Annotated in this window: 15 protein-coding genes; 6 read left to right on the forward strand and 9 right to left on the reverse strand. The window is 69.9% G+C overall.

Features of this window, described 5'->3' with window-relative positions; translation table 11 throughout:
* Window positions 1-235: 235 nt before the first annotated feature.
* Window positions 236-877: a hypothetical protein gene (locus ACFQ7Q_RS04155; RefSeq protein WP_383549592.1), complete on the reverse strand. Its 642-nt coding sequence runs from the start codon at window positions 875-877 to the stop codon at window positions 236-238.
* 343 nt (window positions 878-1,220) lie between these two features.
* Between ACFQ7Q_RS04155 and ACFQ7Q_RS04160 the strand changes: the two genes are divergently transcribed.
* The 4 genes from ACFQ7Q_RS04160 to ACFQ7Q_RS04175 all read left to right on the forward strand — a co-directional run bounded on the left by ACFQ7Q_RS04160 (window position 1,221) and on the right by ACFQ7Q_RS04175 (window position 4,641).
* The gene (locus ACFQ7Q_RS04160) at window positions 1,221-2,258 is read left to right on the forward strand and encodes an NlpC/P60 family protein (RefSeq protein WP_383550012.1); all 1,038 of its coding nucleotides are present in this window, start codon (window positions 1,221-1,223) and stop codon (window positions 2,256-2,258) included.
* A 181-nt stretch (window positions 2,259-2,439) separates the two neighbouring features.
* On the forward strand, window positions 2,440-3,150 hold the full coding sequence (locus tag ACFQ7Q_RS04165; RefSeq protein WP_383549595.1) for a phosphatase PAP2 family protein: 711 nt from the start codon (window positions 2,440-2,442) through the stop codon (window positions 3,148-3,150).
* A 387-nt stretch (window positions 3,151-3,537) separates the two neighbouring features.
* Window positions 3,538-4,356: a hypothetical protein gene (locus ACFQ7Q_RS04170; RefSeq protein ID WP_383549598.1), complete on the forward strand. Its 819-nt coding sequence runs from the start codon at window positions 3,538-3,540 to the stop codon at window positions 4,354-4,356.
* A 102-nt stretch (window positions 4,357-4,458) separates the two neighbouring features.
* Window positions 4,459-4,641, forward strand: coding sequence for a hypothetical protein (locus tag ACFQ7Q_RS04175; RefSeq protein ID WP_383549601.1), 183 nt, complete (start codon window positions 4,459-4,461; stop codon window positions 4,639-4,641).
* Window positions 4,642-4,749: 108 nt separating this feature from the next.
* Here ACFQ7Q_RS04175 and ACFQ7Q_RS04180 read toward each other — a convergent pair whose 3' ends face one another.
* Complete coding sequence (locus tag ACFQ7Q_RS04180; RefSeq protein ID WP_383549604.1) at window positions 4,750-5,106, reverse strand: metal-sensitive transcriptional regulator; 357 nt, start codon at window positions 5,104-5,106, stop codon at window positions 4,750-4,752.
* Window positions 5,107-5,298: 192 nt separating this feature from the next.
* Between ACFQ7Q_RS04180 and ACFQ7Q_RS04185 the strand changes: the two genes are divergently transcribed.
* Window positions 5,299-5,919: a DUF47 domain-containing protein gene (locus tag ACFQ7Q_RS04185; protein WP_383549607.1), complete on the forward strand. Its 621-nt coding sequence runs from the start codon at window positions 5,299-5,301 to the stop codon at window positions 5,917-5,919.
* Between the two features lie 6 nt (window positions 5,920-5,925).
* Window positions 5,926-6,924, forward strand: a complete 999-nt coding sequence (locus ACFQ7Q_RS04190; RefSeq protein WP_383549610.1) for an anion permease — start codon at window positions 5,926-5,928, stop codon at window positions 6,922-6,924.
* Between the two features lie 288 nt (window positions 6,925-7,212).
* Here ACFQ7Q_RS04190 and pstB read toward each other — a convergent pair whose 3' ends face one another.
* From pstB to ACFQ7Q_RS04225, 7 genes are all read right to left on the reverse strand, one after another.
* Window positions 7,213-7,989, reverse strand: a complete 777-nt coding sequence (gene pstB / locus ACFQ7Q_RS04195) for a phosphate ABC transporter ATP-binding protein PstB (RefSeq protein ID WP_383549613.1) — start codon at window positions 7,987-7,989, stop codon at window positions 7,213-7,215.
* A 27-nt stretch (window positions 7,990-8,016) separates the two neighbouring features.
* Window positions 8,017-9,093 carry a phosphate ABC transporter permease PstA gene (gene pstA / locus ACFQ7Q_RS04200; protein ID WP_383549615.1) on the reverse strand — a complete coding sequence of 359 codons (1,077 nt, stop codon included), beginning with the start codon at window positions 9,091-9,093 and terminating at the stop codon, window positions 8,017-8,019.
* Window positions 9,090-10,067: a phosphate ABC transporter permease subunit PstC gene (pstC, locus tag ACFQ7Q_RS04205; RefSeq protein WP_383549618.1), complete on the reverse strand. Its 978-nt coding sequence runs from the start codon at window positions 10,065-10,067 to the stop codon at window positions 9,090-9,092. The genes pstA and pstC overlap by 4 nt, the downstream gene beginning before the upstream one ends.
* 112 nt (window positions 10,068-10,179) lie before the next feature.
* Entirely contained in the window at window positions 10,180-11,316 is a 1,137-nt protein-coding gene (gene pstS / locus ACFQ7Q_RS04210) for a phosphate ABC transporter substrate-binding protein PstS (protein ID WP_383549621.1), read from the reverse strand.
* Between the two features lie 265 nt (window positions 11,317-11,581).
* Window positions 11,582-11,977, reverse strand: a complete 396-nt coding sequence (locus tag ACFQ7Q_RS04215; protein WP_383549624.1) for an NUDIX hydrolase — start codon at window positions 11,975-11,977, stop codon at window positions 11,582-11,584.
* A complete protein-coding gene (locus ACFQ7Q_RS04220; RefSeq protein ID WP_383549627.1) occupies window positions 11,974-12,966 on the reverse strand; it encodes a CHAD domain-containing protein in 993 nt (330 codons plus the stop codon). Before ACFQ7Q_RS04220 ends, ACFQ7Q_RS04215 begins: the two co-directional genes overlap by 4 nt.
* Window positions 12,953-15,250 carry an RNA degradosome polyphosphate kinase gene (locus ACFQ7Q_RS04225; RefSeq protein WP_383549631.1) on the reverse strand — a complete coding sequence of 766 codons (2,298 nt, stop codon included), beginning with the start codon at window positions 15,248-15,250 and terminating at the stop codon, window positions 12,953-12,955. Before ACFQ7Q_RS04225 ends, ACFQ7Q_RS04220 begins: the two co-directional genes overlap by 14 nt.
* Window positions 15,251-15,495 lie beyond the last annotated feature (245 nt).

Consider the following 15,495-nt stretch of genomic DNA (forward strand, 5'->3'; position numbering starts at 1 on the left):
CCTGCCTGATGGCATGGGTCATCGCCCTATCTTCGCTGATGAAACCGCCCGCGTGTGACGGCTTGACGGCTCTCTTTACCCGATCCCCGCACACATGACCGATCTGGCCGTCTTGACCTGCGACGGTGTGGCCGGTTTCCATACGAAGAAGCGTATGGTCACTCTGTGTATCACGGAGGGTGACTCCGGGCAATGACTGTCGTTGTTGCACTCTTGGGGTGGTGGCGAGCCCTGGTCAGGCGCCGGTGCGCGGGCTCCACTCGGCGCTCTGCCAGGAGCCGGAGAGGTACTCCCCGGGCAACTGGGCGCAGGACGTGGAGGAGTCGAAGAAGAGGGTCTCCGTCGTGTCGTGCCAGGCGAGGTGGAACGTGTCTCCCGTCGCGGGGTCCTCGAAGCGGAAGCCGAGGGACAGCGAGCCCTTGCCCTGGCGGTGTCCGTCGTACGTGAGCTTCCAGCCCGCCCCGGTGAACGCCTCGCGCAGCCGCCGGTCGGCGGCGCGGGCCCGGTCGGCCCGGACGTCGGGCACGGACCAGTCGAACGCGAACGAGGCGACGTCGAGGTCCACCTCGTCGATGGCCCACCGCTCGTAGCAGGTATGGGCGGTGGTGACCCTGCCGCCCTTCACGGGGGTCGCGGCCGGCAGGTCCATCGCGTCGTAGGCCCACTGGGACCGCGCCTGCACCCGTGTGACGACGGTGGTGGGGTCGACGGTCGGGTACTCCCTGCCGGCCAGTACGGAGCACGCGGTGGCTGTGACGGCGGTGACGGCGGCGAGCGCCACGAACACCAGGGCCCGGAAGCGGCTCCGTGGGGCGTGTGCGGGTGTGCGTGTGGGTGCGGGTGTGGGTGCTGGTGCGGGAGTGGTGCTCGGCGTCATGGGCGCGACGCTACGGCGCGCCGGTCCGGGGCGGTTGAGTACACGTACTCAACCGGGGTCCACATGAGCGCGTGGGCGGCGCGAGTACGCGATCGACCACCCGAGCGGCGCGCGTACTCGGCACCGACCACCCGTGCGGCGCGCGCACTCGGCCCCGACCACCCGATCGGCGCGCGACCGGCGCGCATGCGCATCCGCCACCCGATCAGCGCGTATGCGGCGCCCGCCTTCGGTCCGCCACCCGATCGGCGCGTGAGCGGCGCGTCACGGAACGCCCCCGTGCCGCGCCCCGCCGCCTAGACTGGGGCGGGGCGTACTGCCAGGAACCGAGGGGTGGTTGACGGTGCGTAAGGCGGGCAAGGCCGGCAAGGCGTGGCTGGTGGCCGGTGGTGTCTTCGGGGTGTGTCTCAGCTTCGTCGCGCTGCTCGTCGTCGGAACGTACTCCGCCGCCGCCGGACTCCTCGGTGGTGCGGGCGATGCCAAGAACGGCACCGTCGGGCTCGCCAAGGGGGCAGTACCTGCCGCGTACCAGGGGCTGGTGCAGAAGTGGGGCAACCTCTGCCCCGCCATCAACCCCGCCCTGCTCGCCGCGCAGCTCTATCAGGAGAGCGGCTGGAACCCGCGGATCGTCTCGCCCGCCAACGCCATGGGCATCGCCCAGTTCATCCCCGGCACGTGGGCCGGTCACGGCATCGACGGCGACAAGGACGGCGACCGGGACGTCTGGGACCCCGCCGACGCGATCCCGTCCGCCGCCTCGTACGACTGTGAGCTCGCCGGCTATGTGAAGGACGTGCCGGGCGACGCGACGAACAACATGCTCGCCGCGTACAACGCCGGGGCGTACCGCGTCATAAAGTCCGGCGGCGTGCCGCGCATCAGCGAGACGCAGAACTACGTGAAGATCATCCGCTCCCTGGAGAAGAGCTTCGCGCGGCCCCTCGGTCGGGTCGAACCCTCGCGGCAGGCCGCCGGGGCGATCAACTTCGCACAGCAGAAGCTCGGTACGCCCTATCTCTGGGGCGGTACGGGAACGGCCGCGCAGAATGGCCGATTCGACTGCTCCGGGCTGACGCAGGCCGCGTACAGGACCGTCGGTGTCGAGCTGCCGCGTGTCGCGAACGACCAGTACAACGCGGGGCCGCATCCGTCCCGCGCCGAACTGCTCCCCGGGGACCTCGTCTTCTTCTCCGACGATCTGACGAACTCCCGTGCCATCAGGCACGTCGGCATCTACGTCGGCGGCGGCTACATGATCGACGCTCCGCGCACCGGGGCCGTGATCCGCTTCACCAAGATGGACACCCCCGACTACTTCGGGGCGACGCGGGTCACCAAGGAGGGCGCGTCGGCGCTGCCGACGCATCTGCCGCAGAGCTGACGAACTGTCGGACATGGCCGGAACTCTCCGTAAAGCACAGGCCCTGAGCTGCGATGACGTGTCACTCTTCGGTAACGTCGTCGTGATCGTCGAGGAAGAGCGGAACGCACGCCTCAGGCGGTTCGTTCCCTGATACGACCGCCCACGGTCGACTCACGTGACAAGGCAAGGGGCCGCAGCAATGGCTGAACTCGCATCGGATGGTTCGAACCCCGATGTCAGCCTGCTCAGAGACATCAACGGGCTGGCGCGGGAAGCCCCGCCGTGGTTCGACCGTGTCATGGAGTTCGTCGGCGAGTACGGGATCATGCTCGGCCTCGTCCTCGTCGCGCTCTGGTGCTGGTGGAGCGTCCGTCGGCGCGGCACGCTGAACGACTCCGTCTCCGCCGTCACGGGTCTCGTCTGGGCGCCGCTCGCCGCGGGTGTCGCGCTGCTGATCAACATCCCGATCCGGGGGTTCGTCGAGCGACCCCGGCCGTTCAACGACCATCAGGGCCTTGAGGTCCTCGTCGACGGCAAGACCGACTTCTCCTTCGTCAGCGACCACTCCACGATGGCGATGGCGATCGGCGTCGGGATCTTCGTCGCCCACCGGAAGTTCGGCCTCGCCGCCATCGCGCTCGCCTTCGCCGAGGGCTTCTGCCGCGTCTACATGGGCGTGCACTACCCGACCGACGTCATCGGCGGTTTCGCCCTCGGTACGGCGGTGACCCTGCTCCTCGCGCCCGTCGCCCACGCCCTGCTGACCCCGGTCGTCTCCGCCGTCGCCCGCTCCCGGCACGGCGCCCGGCTGGTCCGCTCCCGGAGCGCCGCGAAGCGCTGCCCGCGACCGGAGACGCTGGACATCCCCGAGCCGCGCATCGGGTCGGGGGAGAACGACCTGGCCGCGTAGGCGGCCGGGCCGGATCGATACGGCAGGGGATGGTGGTGTCCGGGGGACGGTGCGACTCGGGACCTTGCCGTCCGGGGGACGGCGGCCGCCTCGGGATCTTGCCGTCCGTGACGGTGTCGCCCCGCTAGGCCGTGTGCCGGCTCTCCTCCACCGTGTGGGTCTCCGCGTCCGACCGGGCCTTCTCCCGCGATCTTCGCGCCGGGCCCGACCAGCCGCAGCTGCAGCGGGCTACCGCGAAGGAGCCGCGTTCCGTCGTGGTCGTGTGATGCGGGGCCTGCTGATGCACGGATCCACCGTACTGCGCGTGACGGGTGGCCCAGGACCGTCGTTAGGCGGGTCGGGCGGGTCCCGGACAAGCAGCGGTACGGCGTTGGGGGTTGGCAGGCGATGGTGGTGCAGCGGAACGGGCGTGCGGGCGGCTCCCTCGCCGTCGCGGCGGCCCTGGTCGGCGCGGTGGCCACGGGCGGGTGCTCCGCCCCCGAGGACTCGAAGCCGAGCGGCGATCCGACGAAGACCGTACGGGACGCGGCCGCGGTCCTCACCAGGGCCGGCACCTCCAAGGCGAGCACCAGCATGGAGATGGCGGCCGGCGGTACCCGGGTCACCATCAGGGGCGAGGGCGGGTACGACTTCCGCCGCCGCACCGGACGCCTCCAGGTCGTGCTGCCCAAGGACGCCGCCGGGGCCTCCGAGCACCGGCCCATCACCGAACTGCTCGCGCCCGGCGCCCTCTACATGAAGAACCGCGGCGCCGGCGTCCCCGCCGACAAGTGGGTACGGGTGGACACCACCACCCTCGACGACGGCAACCTCGTCACCGGCGGGGCCACCGACCCGGCCGCCGCCGCCGAGCTGCTGCGCGGCGCGCAGAAGGTGACCTACGTCGGCGAGGTCGATCTGGCAGGGGTGAAAGTCAGCCACTACCGCGGGATCACGGACATCGCCGTGGCCGCCCGCGCCGCCTCGCCGCAGGTCCGCGGGGCGCTTGCCGCCGCGGCGAAAGGGTTCGCCAAGGACACCGTGCCCTTCGACGCGTACCTCGACCACCAGGGACGGCTGCGCAAGGTGCGCCACCAGTTCAGCTTCGCCAACCACGGGCGTACGGTCGCCGTCGCGTCGACGACGCTGCTGTACGGGTTCGGTGCCGCCGTCGACGTACGCCTGCCGGACCGGAAGGACATCTACGCCGGGAAGATCGAGGTGTAGCGGGGGTCACGCGCAGGCCATTCCCAAATGGTCCGGACGTGTCATGCGCGGTGCGTGGCGCGCTCCCTACGCTGGGAGACCGACGCCGGCAGGAAGAGGTGAATGCGCGTGGCTCCGCCCAGTACCGCGACAGTGCCCACTGACCAGGACTGGGTCGCTCTCGCCGAGATCGAGCTGTGCGGCGAACTGATCATCGCGGCGTCGGCCGCCGACGGGGAGCGGCTCAGCGCGGACCGTATCGACGAGGTGCTGCGGGTGGCGACGGAGCCGGCCGACCGCTGCTGACCCGCGGCGGCTGACCAGCGGCCACCGGCCGTCCGCTGCTGTTCGGGCTCCGTCCGTCCGGTCTTGCCGCTGATCGGCCGGGGCGGGCGACGGCCCGGCCCCGGGCGCTCAGGTACGCATCATCCGCGCGATGGCCTTCGTGGCTTCCTCGACCTTGGCGTCGATCTCGTCGCCGCCCTTCATCGCCGCGTCGGCGACGCAGTGGCGCAGGTGCTCCTCCAGGAGCTGGAGCGCGAAGGACTGCAGGGCCTTCGTGGAGGCCGAGACCTGGGTGAGTATGTCGATGCAGTACGTGTCCTCGTCGACCATCCGCTGCAGACCGCGGATCTGGCCCTCGATCCGGCGCAGCCGCTTGAGGTGCTCGTCCTTCTGCTTGTGGTAGCCGTGCACGCCGTGGTCGTGGTCGGCGGGCTCCACGGCCCCGACGGGCTCGGGGGTGACCTCGGCCGCCTCGGTGGTCGTCATCGCGTCCTCCCGTTGTCCAGAAAGGGTATGTATACCCCTCGTGGGTATATGGTACCGATCCCCGCCGATCCGGGCGGGGGCCCGTGCAGATCACTGTGCCTGATGGGCGACACTGAAGGGACGCCGGTTAGCCGTGGCCGGATGATGCGCCTAGCATCAGCCTGACCCAACCCAGCACCCCGAGGACCCCACGTGCGATTTCGTCTGACCCCCAGGGAGACGAGCTTCTATGACATGTTCGCCGCGTCCGCGGACAACATCGTCACGGGCTCGAAGCTCCTGATGGAACTGCTCGGAGCGGACATGTCCGCCCGGGCCGAGATCGCAGAGCGGATGCGGGCAGCGGAACACGCCGGTGACGACGCCACCCACGCGATCTTCCACCAGCTGAACTCCTCCTTCATCACGCCGTTCGACCGCGAGGACATCTACTCCCTCGCTTCCTCCCTCGACGACATCATGGACTTCATGGAGGAGGCCGTCGACCTGGTCGTCCTCTACAACGTCGAAGAGCTCCCCAAGGGTGTCGAGCAGCAGATCGAGGTGCTGTCCCGCGCGGCCGTGCTGACCGCCGAGGCCATGCCGAACCTGCGGACGATGTCCAACCTCACCGAGTACTGGATCGAGGTCAACCGGCTCGAGAACCAGGCCGACCAGATCCACCGCAAGCTGCTGGCCCATCTCTTCAACGGCAAGTACGACGCCATCGAGGTGCTGAAGCTCAAGCAGATCGTGGATGTGCTGGAAGAGGCGGCCGACGCCTTCGAGCATGTGGCGAACACCGTGGAGACCATCGCGGTCAAGGAGTCCTGAGGCTTCGTGGACACCTTTGCGCTGATCGTGACCATCGGTGTCGCGCTCGGCTTCACGTATACGAACGGCTTCCACGACTCGGCCAATGCCATCGCCACCTCCGTGTCGACCCGGGCGCTGACCCCGCGGGCGGCGCTGGCGATGGCGGCGGTGATGAACCTCGCCGGCGCCTTCCTCGGCAGCGGGGTCGCGAAGACCGTCAGTGAAGGCCTGATCGAGACGCCGCAGGGCGACAAGGGGATGGGCATCCTCTTCGCCGCGTTGGTCGGCGCGATCATCTGGAACCTGGTGACCTGGTACTTCGGTCTGCCGTCGTCCTCCTCGCATGCGCTCTTCGGCGGCATGGTGGGCGCGGCGCTGGCCGGCGGTACGGAGGTCATCTGGGGTGGCGTGCTCGACAAGGTCGTCATCCCGATGTTCATCTCGCCGGTCGTCGGTCTGATCGCCGGTTACCTGGTCATGTGCTTGATCATGTGGATCTTCCGCAAGGCGAACCCGCACAAGGCCAAGCGCGGCTTCCGTATCGCGCAGACGGTGTCGGCGGCGGGCATGGCGCTCGGCCACGGTCTCCAGGACGCGCAGAAGACGATGGGCATCGTGGTGATGGCCCTGGTCATCGCGGATGTGCAGGAGTCCGGCGACGACATCCCGGTGTGGGTGAAGATCGCGTGCGCGGTGATGCTGTCGCTCGGTACGTACGCGGGTGGCTGGCGGATCATGCGGACGCTCGGCCGGAAGATCATCGAGCTCGACCCGCCGCAGGGGTTCGCGGCGGAGACGACGGGCGCGTCGATCATGTTCGGCTCGGCGTTCCTCTTCCACGCGCCGATCTCCACGACGCACGTCATCACGTCCGCGATCATGGGCGTGGGGGCGACGAAGCGGGTGAACGCGGTGCGGTGGGGTGTCGCGAAGAACATCATCCTGGGCTGGTTCATCACGATGCCGGCCGCGGCGATCGTGGCGGCGCTCAGCTTCTACGTGGTCCAGCTGTTCTTCGGCTGACGGCCGCCACGGCGGCGGTCGGGGTGCTGCTGGGGGTCCGGGGGTTATCCCCCGGGGATTGCAGTATCACGATGCCGGCCGCGGCGATCGTGGCGGCGCTCAGCTTCTACGTGGTCCAGCTGTTCTTCGGCTGACGGCCGCCACGGCGGCGGTCGGGGGCGGCAGCCCCCCACACACACAAATGGTCGGGCCCGGCTCCCCTGTGGGGGAGCCGGGCCCTTTCGTCTGCGGTGGCACCGCCATGCAGCACCGCAGGACGCCACGCGGCGGAGCCGCATGGTCTGTGGGCTATCCGAAGCGGCCGGAGATGTAGTCCTCGGTCGCCTGGACGCTCGGGTTGGAGAAGATGCGCTCGGTGTCGTCCAGCTCGATCAGCTTGCCGGGCTGGCCCACGGCCGAGAGGTTGAAGAACGCCGTGCGGTCCGAGACGCGGGCGGCCTGCTGCATGTTGTGCGTCACGATGACGATCGTGAAGCGCTCCTTCAGCTCGCCGATCAGGTCCTCGATCGCCAGCGTCGAGATCGGGTCCAGGGCCGAGCAGGGCTCGTCCATCAGCAGGACGTCCGGCTCGACCGCGATCGCGCGGGCGATGCACAGACGCTGCTGCTGACCGCCGGAGAGGCCGGAGCCCGGCTTGTTCAGGCGGTCCTTGACCTCGTTCCAGAGGTTCGCGCCCTTGAGGGAGCGCTCGACGATGTCGTTGAGCTGGGACTTCCTGTACGAGCCGTTCAGCCGCAGGCCCGCCGCCACGTTGTCGAAGATCGACATCGTCGGGAAGGGGTTCGGGCGCTGGAACACCATGCCGACCGTGCGGCGCACCGCGACCGGGTCGACGTGGGAGCCGTACAGGTTCTCGTCGTCCAGCATCACCTTGCCCTCGACGCGACCGCCGGGGGTGACCTCGTGCATCCGGTTCAGCGTGCGCAGGAACGTGGACTTGCCGCAGCCGGAGGGGCCGATGAAGGCCGTCACCGAGCGGGGCTCGACGGTCATGGAGATGTCGTCGATCGCCTTGTGGGCGCCGTAGTAGGCGGAGAGGCCGCTGACGTCGATTCGCTTGGCCATATCAATTCACTTCCAGAGTGACCGCGGTCAGCGGCCGGTCTTCGGGGCCTTCCAGCGGGCGATGCCGCGGGCCACCAGGTTGAGGATCATGACGAAGGCGATCAGGACGAGCGCTGCGGCCCAGGCACGGGACACGGCTGCGTCGGTGCCGACCGCGTACTGCTCGTACACGTAGAGCGGCAGGGAGGACTGAGCGCCTTCGAAGGGGTTCGGGTTGATGAGCTTCGTACCGAACACGAGGAGCAGGACGGGGGCCGTCTCACCGGTGATGCGGGCGACCGCGAGCATGACGCCCGTGGTGATGCCGCCGATCGCGGTGGGCAGGACCACCTTCAGGATCGTGCGCCACTTCGGGATGCCGAGTGCGAGGGAGGCCTCGCGCAGCTCGTTCGGGACGAGCTTGAGCATCTCCTCGGTGGAGCGGACCACGACCGGCATCATCAGGATCGCGAGGGCCATCGCGCCGGCGAATCCGGAGGGCCCGAAGCCCAGCATCAGATTCCAGGTGGCGAGGATGAAGAGGCCCGCGACGATCGACGGGATGCCCGTCATGACGTCGACGAAGAAGGTGACGGCCTGGGCGAGCTTCCCGCCGCCGTACTCGACGAGGTAGACCGCGGTCAGCAGGCCGATCGGCGCGGCGATCAGGGTCGCGATGAGGACCTGCTCGATGGTGCCGAGCAGCGCGTGGTAGACACCGCCGCCGGCCTCGGCGTCGAGGACGCCGTTCATCGAGTGGCTGAGGAAGTACGGGTCGAGGACTTCCATGCCCTTGCTGACGGTGACCCACGCGAGGGAGAGCAGCGGGACCACGGCCAGGATGAAGCAGACCCAGACGAGGCTGGTCGCGACCCGGTCCTTGGCCTGGCGGGAGCCCTCGACCTTGGTGGTGATCGCGTACGTCGCGAGGACGAAGAACACCGCGGCGATCAGGCCCCACTGGATGCGGCTGTGCCAGCCGGCGGCGAGACCGAGGCCGACGGCGGCGGCGATCGACCCGATGGCGACGGCGAACGGGGTCCAGCGGGGGAGCCGGGCGTGCTTGAGCGGGTCGTGGGTGACGACGCTCTTCACGGGCGGTCGGTCCTGTATGGCGTGGCTCATGCGTTGGCCCCCGAGTACTCCTTGCGGCGGGCGATGATCCACCGGGCCGCGCCGTTGACCAGCAGGGTGATGACGAAGAGGACCAGGCCGGAGGCGATCAGCGCGTCACGGCCGAACTCGTTGGCCTCGTTGAACTTCGCGGCGATGTTCTGGGCGAAGGTGCCGCCGCCCGGGTCGAGCAGGTGGCCCGAGAGGATGAAGCTGGGCGAGAGCACGACGGCCACGGCCATCGTCTCGCCGAGCGCGCGGCCGAGGCCCAGCATCGAGGCGGAGATGATGCCGGAGCGGCCGAAGGGGAGGACCGACATCCGGATGACCTCCCAGCGCGTGGCGCCGAGGGCGAGGGCGGCCTCTTCGTGCATCTTCGGGACCTGGAGGAAGACCTCGCGGGTCACGTTGGTGATGATCGGCAGGATCATGATCGCCAGCAGGATGCCCACGGTGAACATGTTCCGGGCGACGCCGTCGCTTGCCTTGTCGAAGATGTAGGTCCAGCCGAAGTACTCGTCGAGCCACTTGTTGAGGCCGTCCAGGTACGGGACCAGGAAGATCGCGCCCCAGAGGCCGTAGATGATGCTGGGCACGGCGGCGAGCAGGTCGACCACGTACGCGAGCGGCTTGGCCAGCTTGCGCGGGGCGTAGTGCGAGATGAACAGCGCGATACCGATCGCGACCGGCACGGCGATGACCATGGCGATGATCGACGAGACGACCGTGCCGAACGCCAGGACGGCGATGCCGAAGACGGGCGGGCTGCCGGCCGGGTTCCACTCGAAGGTGGTGAAGAAGTTCGTGGAGTCCTGCGAGATCGCGAGGATCGCGCGGTAGGTGAGGAAGCCCGCGATCGCGGCCATGATCACGAGGAGCGTGATGCCGGATCCGCGGGACAGACCGAGGAAGATCCGGTCTCCGGGGCGGGCCGCGCCCTTGGCGCGCCGGCCCTTTTCTATGGGTGGTGTGGTTGTCGTAACCATTCTGACTCTCCGGTCTGCGGAGCCGTACGGCCGTACGGGCTCCTGGCGGCGGTGCACCGGATGCCGGGCCGGTCCGTCGGTGATTGGCCGACGGACCGGACCCGGCCGGGGATCAGGACAGGGTGGGGACGATCTCGCGGACCTTGGTCGCGATCTCGGCCGGCATCGGGGCGTAACCGGCGTCGGAGAGGACCTTCTGGCCGTCCTCGCTGATCGCGTAGTTCAGGAACGCCTTCAGGGTCGGCAGGGTCTCCGCCTTGTTCCCCTTGTCGCAGGCGATCTGGTAGGTGACCAGGACGAGCGGGTAGGCGCCCTCGGCCTTGGTCGCGTAGTCGAGGGAGAGGGCCATGTCGCTGCCGGTGCCCTTGACCTTGGCGGCGGCGATGGCCTTCGAGGCGTTGTCCGTGGTCGCGGCGACCGGAGCGGCGGCACCGGTGTTGACGGCGACCGTGGAGATCTTGTTGGCGGTCGCGTAGGAGAGCTCGAAGTAGCCGATGGAGCCCTCGGCGTCCTTGACCGCGGTGGCGACACCGGAGGAGCCGTTGGCGGCCTGGCCACCCGGGGCGGGCCACGACTTCGACTTCGGGTCGTGCTTCCACTCGGCCGGGGCGGCGGTGGAGAGGTACTTGCCCAGGTTCTGGGTGGTGCCCGACTCGTCGGAGCGGTGGAACGCCTGGATGTTGCTGTCCGGCAGCTTGGCGCCCGGGTTCAGCTTGACGATCGCCGGGTCGTTCCACTTCTTGATGTCGGTGTTGAAGATCTTGGCGATGGTGGAGGCGTCCAGGACCAGGTTGTCCACGCCCTCCAGCTTGTAACCGATGGCGATGGGGCCACCGACCATCGGCAGGTTGACGCCCTTGCCGGTCTTGCAGATCTTCGCCGACTCGGCGACCTCTTCCTCCTTCAGAGCGGAGTCGGAGCCCGCGAAGGCGACCTGGCCCTGGTTGAACTTGGTGATACCGCCGCCGGAGCCGATGGCCTGGTAGTTGACCTCGACGCCCGAGCAGGCGGCCTGGAAGTTCTTGACCCACAGGTCCATGGCGTTCTTCTGAGCGGAGGAGCCCGCGGCGAGGAGCTGGCCCTTGGCGCCGTCGCACTTGATGTTCGACGCAGCGGCGGAGGTCTTGTCGCCGTTCGGGGTGGTGCCGCTGTTGTTGTCCGAACCACACGCCGACAGGACGAGGGCGCCGGAGACGACGAGGGCACCGATCGCGGAGGCGCGAAGCCCGTTCATGCGCGAAAGCTTCACTTTCGGGTGTTCCTTCCAGAAGCCGCCTGCCGCGGACCGGGTGTCCTGAACGTTTACGGCGGCGTGTGTCGGGGTTGTGGGTGCAGCGCTGTGCTTGTGCACCTTGTACGGCCGAAATTAGGCAGATCAGGTGAAGCGGCCGACGGGGGAGAGTGAACGGGAAGTGAACCGTGCCGGAAGGCGCGGTGCGGGGCCCTTCGGTGGGTGGAGCGGTGACCTCGTCGCGAGGGCGGTGTCGGTATCGAGGGGGGGCGGCATCGAGGGGTCAGCTCGTCGACGTCAGCATCGCGTCCAGGAGCTCACGGTCCCGCGGTTGCGTCAGGCGGGATCGCGCCTCTTCCGGGGGGAGCCAGGCCATGCGGTCGACCTCCGTGCTCGGCGTGAAAGAACCTCCGAGCGCGCGCGCCGACCAGTAGGTGACCACCTTCGGGCGGCCGTTCGCCAGGTAGCGGGCCGTGGGGAGGCGGGGGCCCAGGGCGCAGGAGTGGCCGGTTTCCTCCTGTACCTCTCGGACCGCGCACTCCTCGATGCTCTCGCCGCTCTTCAGCTTGCCCTTCGGGTGCGACCAGTCTCCGTACTTGGGCCGATGGACCAGGGCGATCTCGACGCCCTGGCCCGACGGAGCGGGGCGCCACAGGACGCACCCCGCCGCGAGGATCACGGGACCGGCGCCGTCGTGCGTTGCCAGGCGCGCTGGAAGGCGAACCTGGCGGCCTCGACCTCGTGGCGCTGGTCCGCGTGGAGGACGCCGAGGGCGTACGCGGTGGCCGGGGCGATCCGGGGGGTGCGGGCCGCGGTGGCAGCGGCGGTGGCGGCCTCGGAGGCGTCGCGGTGCCGGTCGAGGGCGCGGCCGGACTCGTAGAGGACCGGGTCCGGGTCGGTGCCGTGCAGGACCTCGCAGGCGTACCGGTGGAGGCGCAGCAGGAGCCGGGTCTGGTGCCAGGGCGCGTCCTGGGCCTCGCCGGCCGCGAGCGCGAGGGCGTCCGCGTTGTACGGGTGGGCCGCGCGGGCCAGCGGCAGGCCGGCGACGGCCTCGGTGAGGCGGTGCTCGACGACCGCGGCGGGCGCGTCGAGGACCTCGATCGCCGGGGCCGCCCCCGCGGGCCCCAGCGGTACCTCGGAGGCGAGGAGCGCGACGGCGTCCGCGACCGCGTGGAAGCGGGAGGAGCCCAGCGCCTGGAGGGCCGCCGAGTGGGCCCGCGTACGGGCCAGGGTGAGCTGGCGTTCGAGCAGGGCGCCCGCGCGGGCGGCGCCGACCGTGAGCCCCGGCCCGTCGGTGACGCCCCGCGCGGCGGGTACCGGCCCGCCGCCGCTCGACAGGCGGGACAGCGCGTCCACCAGCCGGACGAGCCGGGAGGTGCAGGCGTGCTCCAGGGCGAGCGTTCCCGACAGCCAGGCGAGCTCCGTGCGCAGCTGGTCGGCCCAGGCGGCGTCGAGGAGCGGCCGGAAGGTGTGCAGGGTCCCGCTGATGCGGCGGGCGGCCGCCCGGAGGGACCGGGCGGCCTCCTCCGAGCCGGCCGTGTCCGCGCCGCTCTCGGTGTGCAGGCGCAGTCCGCGCAGGAAGTCTCCGGCGCGCGCCTGGAGGTAGGGGGAGAGGACCTCCCCCGCCGTGACGCCCGTGGAGACGGGTACGTGGTCAGGGTTGTGCACGCCGGCGCCTCCGCGCGTCGATGAGCATCTCCTGGACGTGCCGCAGCGGCTGGCCCTCCGGGTCGGTCGCGTGCCGCGTCCAGTTCCCGTCCGGGCCGAGGTGCCAGGAGGAGGTGGTGTCGGACATTCCGGTCTCCAGGAGCCGGGTCAGGGCCGCCCGGTGGGCCGGGTCGGAGACCCTGACCAGGGCCTCGATCCGCCGGTCCAGGTTGCGGTGCATCATGTCGGCGCTGCCCAGCCAGACCTCGGGCTCGCCGCCGTTGCCGAAGGCGAAGATCCGGGAGTGCTCCAGGAAGCGGCCGAGGATCGAGCGGACCCGGATGTTCTCGGAGAGGCCGGAGACACCGGGGCGGATCGCGCAGATGCCGCGGACCCAGATGTCGACCGGGACGCCCGCCTGCGAGGCCCGGTAGCAGGCGTCGATGATCGCCTCGTCGACCATCGAGTTGACCTTGATCCGGACGTACGCCGGCCGGCCCGCGCGGTGGTGGGCGATCTCCTTGTGGATCCGGGAGACGAGCCCGTCGCGCAGGGACTTCGGGGCGGTGAGCAGCCGGCGGTAGGTCTCGCGGCGGGAGTAGCCGGAGAGCCGGTTGAACAGGTCGGAGAGGTCCGCGCCGACCTGCGGGTCGGCGGTGAGCAGGCCGAGGTCCTCGTAGAGCCGGGCCGTCTTGGGGTGGTAGTTGCCGGTGCCGACGTGGGAGTAGCGGCGCAGCACCTCGCCCTCCTGCCGGACGACGAGCGACAGCTTGCAGTGGGTCTTCAGGCCGACGAGGCCGTAGACGACGTGGCAGCCGGCCTCCTCCAGCTTGCGCGCCCATTTGATGTTGGCCTGCTCGTCGAAGCGGGCCTTGATCTCGACGAGGACGAGGACCTGCTTGCCGCTCTCGGCGGCGTCGATCAGGGCGTCGACGATCGGGGACTTGCCGGAGGTCCGGTACAGCGTCTGCTTGATCGCGAGGACGTCCGGGTCGGCGGCCGCCTGCTCCAGGAATGCCTGGACGGAGGTGGAGAAGGAGTCGTACGGGTGGTGCAGCAGGACGTCCCGCTCGCGCAGCGCCATGAAGATGTCGGGCGCGGAGGCCGACTCGACCTCGGCGAGGTCCCGGTGGGTGCCGGCGACGAACTTGGGGTACTTCAACTCGGGCCGGTCGAGGGAGGCGATGCCGAAGAGGCCGGTGAGGTCGAGCGGGCCGGGCAGCGGGTAGACCTCGGCGTCGGAGACCTTGAGCTCGCGGACGAGCAGATCGAGGACGTACGGGTCGATGGACTCCTCGACCTCCAGGCGGACCGGCGGGCCGAAGCGGCGGCGCAGCAGCTCCTTCTCCAGGGCCTGGAGCAGGTTCTCGGCGTCGTCCTCCTCGACCTCCAGGTCCTCGTTCCGGGTCACCCGGAACATGTGGTGGGCCAGCACCTCCATGCCGGGGAAGAGCTCCTCCAGGTGCGCGGCGATGACGTCCTCCAGCGGGACGTAGCGCTCGGGGGAGGCCTCCAGGAAGCGGGAGAGCAGCGGGGGCACCTTGACGCGGGCGAAGTGGCGGTGGCCGCTGACCGGATTGCGTACGACCACGGCCAGGTTCAGGGAGAGGCCGGAGATGTACGGGAAGGGGTGCGCGGGGTCCACGGCCAGCGGGGTGAGGACCGGGAAGATCTGCTGCCGGAACAGGGTGAAGAGGCGCGCCTGCTCCTTCTCGGTGAGCTCGGGCCAGCGGATCAGGTGGATGCCCTCGTCGGCGAGGGCCGGGGCGACGTCCTGCTGGTAGCAGGCGGCGTGCCGGGCCATGAGCTCGCGCGAGCGGGTCCAGATCAGGTCGAGCACCTCGCGGGGCTGCAGCCCGGAGGCGGAGCGCGTGGCGACGCCGGTGGCGATGCGGCGCTTGAGGCCGGCGACGCGCACCATGAAGAACTCGTCGAGGTTCGACGCGAAGATGGCGAGGAAATTAGCCCGTTCGAGGAGGGGTGTGGTGGGGTCCTCGGCCAGTTCGAGGACCCTTTCGTTGAACGCGAGCCAACTGCGCTCGCGGTCGAGGAAGCGTCCCTGGGGGAGTTCGCCCTCGGCGCCGTCGTCCTCGTACGCGTCGGGATCGGCGTCCAGATCGGGCTCGAGGTCCGTCGCGGGGCCGGTGCTGACCGTGTGGGGGCGGTGCGCGGCTATGGATCCGACGGACGGCTGTGTGGTCGGCTCGCCGTCGTGCTGGGGCGTCTGCTTGGACGCCTGCTTGGACGTCCGCTTGGACGGCTTGGCGTTGGACTGGACCGGGACCTCGGCGGGCTGCTGGCTCATGGCCCCATTCTTCCGCGCGAAGGGGTGGTCGGGCGCGTCGGAGCGGGCCGTGGGCGAGGGAAGTCTCCCTTTGGGGAGCCCCTTGGCGAGAGGAGGCACGGCGGGCTTCATTGCGTGAGCGTCGCAAGCGCGTCTGAATGGGCGGTAACAACGACATGACGTGCGGGCGACCGTGGGCAACCTGTGCCGGGGGCGTCGTCGGCCGTTCGGAGTGGTGGGTTCACTCGTGGGCGACGTGGGCGGGC

The sequence above is a fragment of the Streptomyces sp. NPDC056527 genome (assembly GCF_042794475.1).
Lineage (GTDB): Bacteria > Actinomycetota > Actinomycetes > Streptomycetales > Streptomycetaceae > Streptomyces.

What these genes read in the sequence shown, in the direction of transcription:
- ACFQ7Q_RS04175 (WP_383549601.1), top strand. Translation starts at nt 4,459, where the DNA reads ATGCGCGTGGCTCCGCCCAGTACCGCGACAGTGCCCACTGACCAGGAC.
- pstA (WP_383549615.1), bottom strand. Translation starts at nt 9,093, where the DNA reads ATGAGCCACGCCATACAGGACCGACCGCCCGTGAAGAGCGTCGTCACC.
- ACFQ7Q_RS04180 (WP_383549604.1), bottom strand. Translation starts at nt 5,106, where the DNA reads ATGACGACCACCGAGGCGGCCGAGGTCACCCCCGAGCCCGTCGGGGCC.
- pstC (WP_383549618.1), bottom strand. Translation starts at nt 10,067, where the DNA reads ATGGTTACGACAACCACACCACCCATAGAAAAGGGCCGGCGCGCCAAG.
- pstB (WP_383549613.1), bottom strand. Translation starts at nt 7,989, where the DNA reads ATGGCCAAGCGAATCGACGTCAGCGGCCTCTCCGCCTACTACGGCGCC.
- ACFQ7Q_RS04170 (WP_383549598.1), top strand. Translation starts at nt 3,538, where the DNA reads ATGGTGGTGCAGCGGAACGGGCGTGCGGGCGGCTCCCTCGCCGTCGCG.
- ACFQ7Q_RS04225 (WP_383549631.1), bottom strand. Translation starts at nt 15,250, where the DNA reads ATGAGCCAGCAGCCCGCCGAGGTCCCGGTCCAGTCCAACGCCAAGCCG.
- ACFQ7Q_RS04155 (WP_383549592.1), bottom strand. Translation starts at nt 877, where the DNA reads ATGACGCCGAGCACCACTCCCGCACCAGCACCCACACCCGCACCCACA.
- ACFQ7Q_RS04165 (WP_383549595.1), top strand. Translation starts at nt 2,440, where the DNA reads ATGGCTGAACTCGCATCGGATGGTTCGAACCCCGATGTCAGCCTGCTC.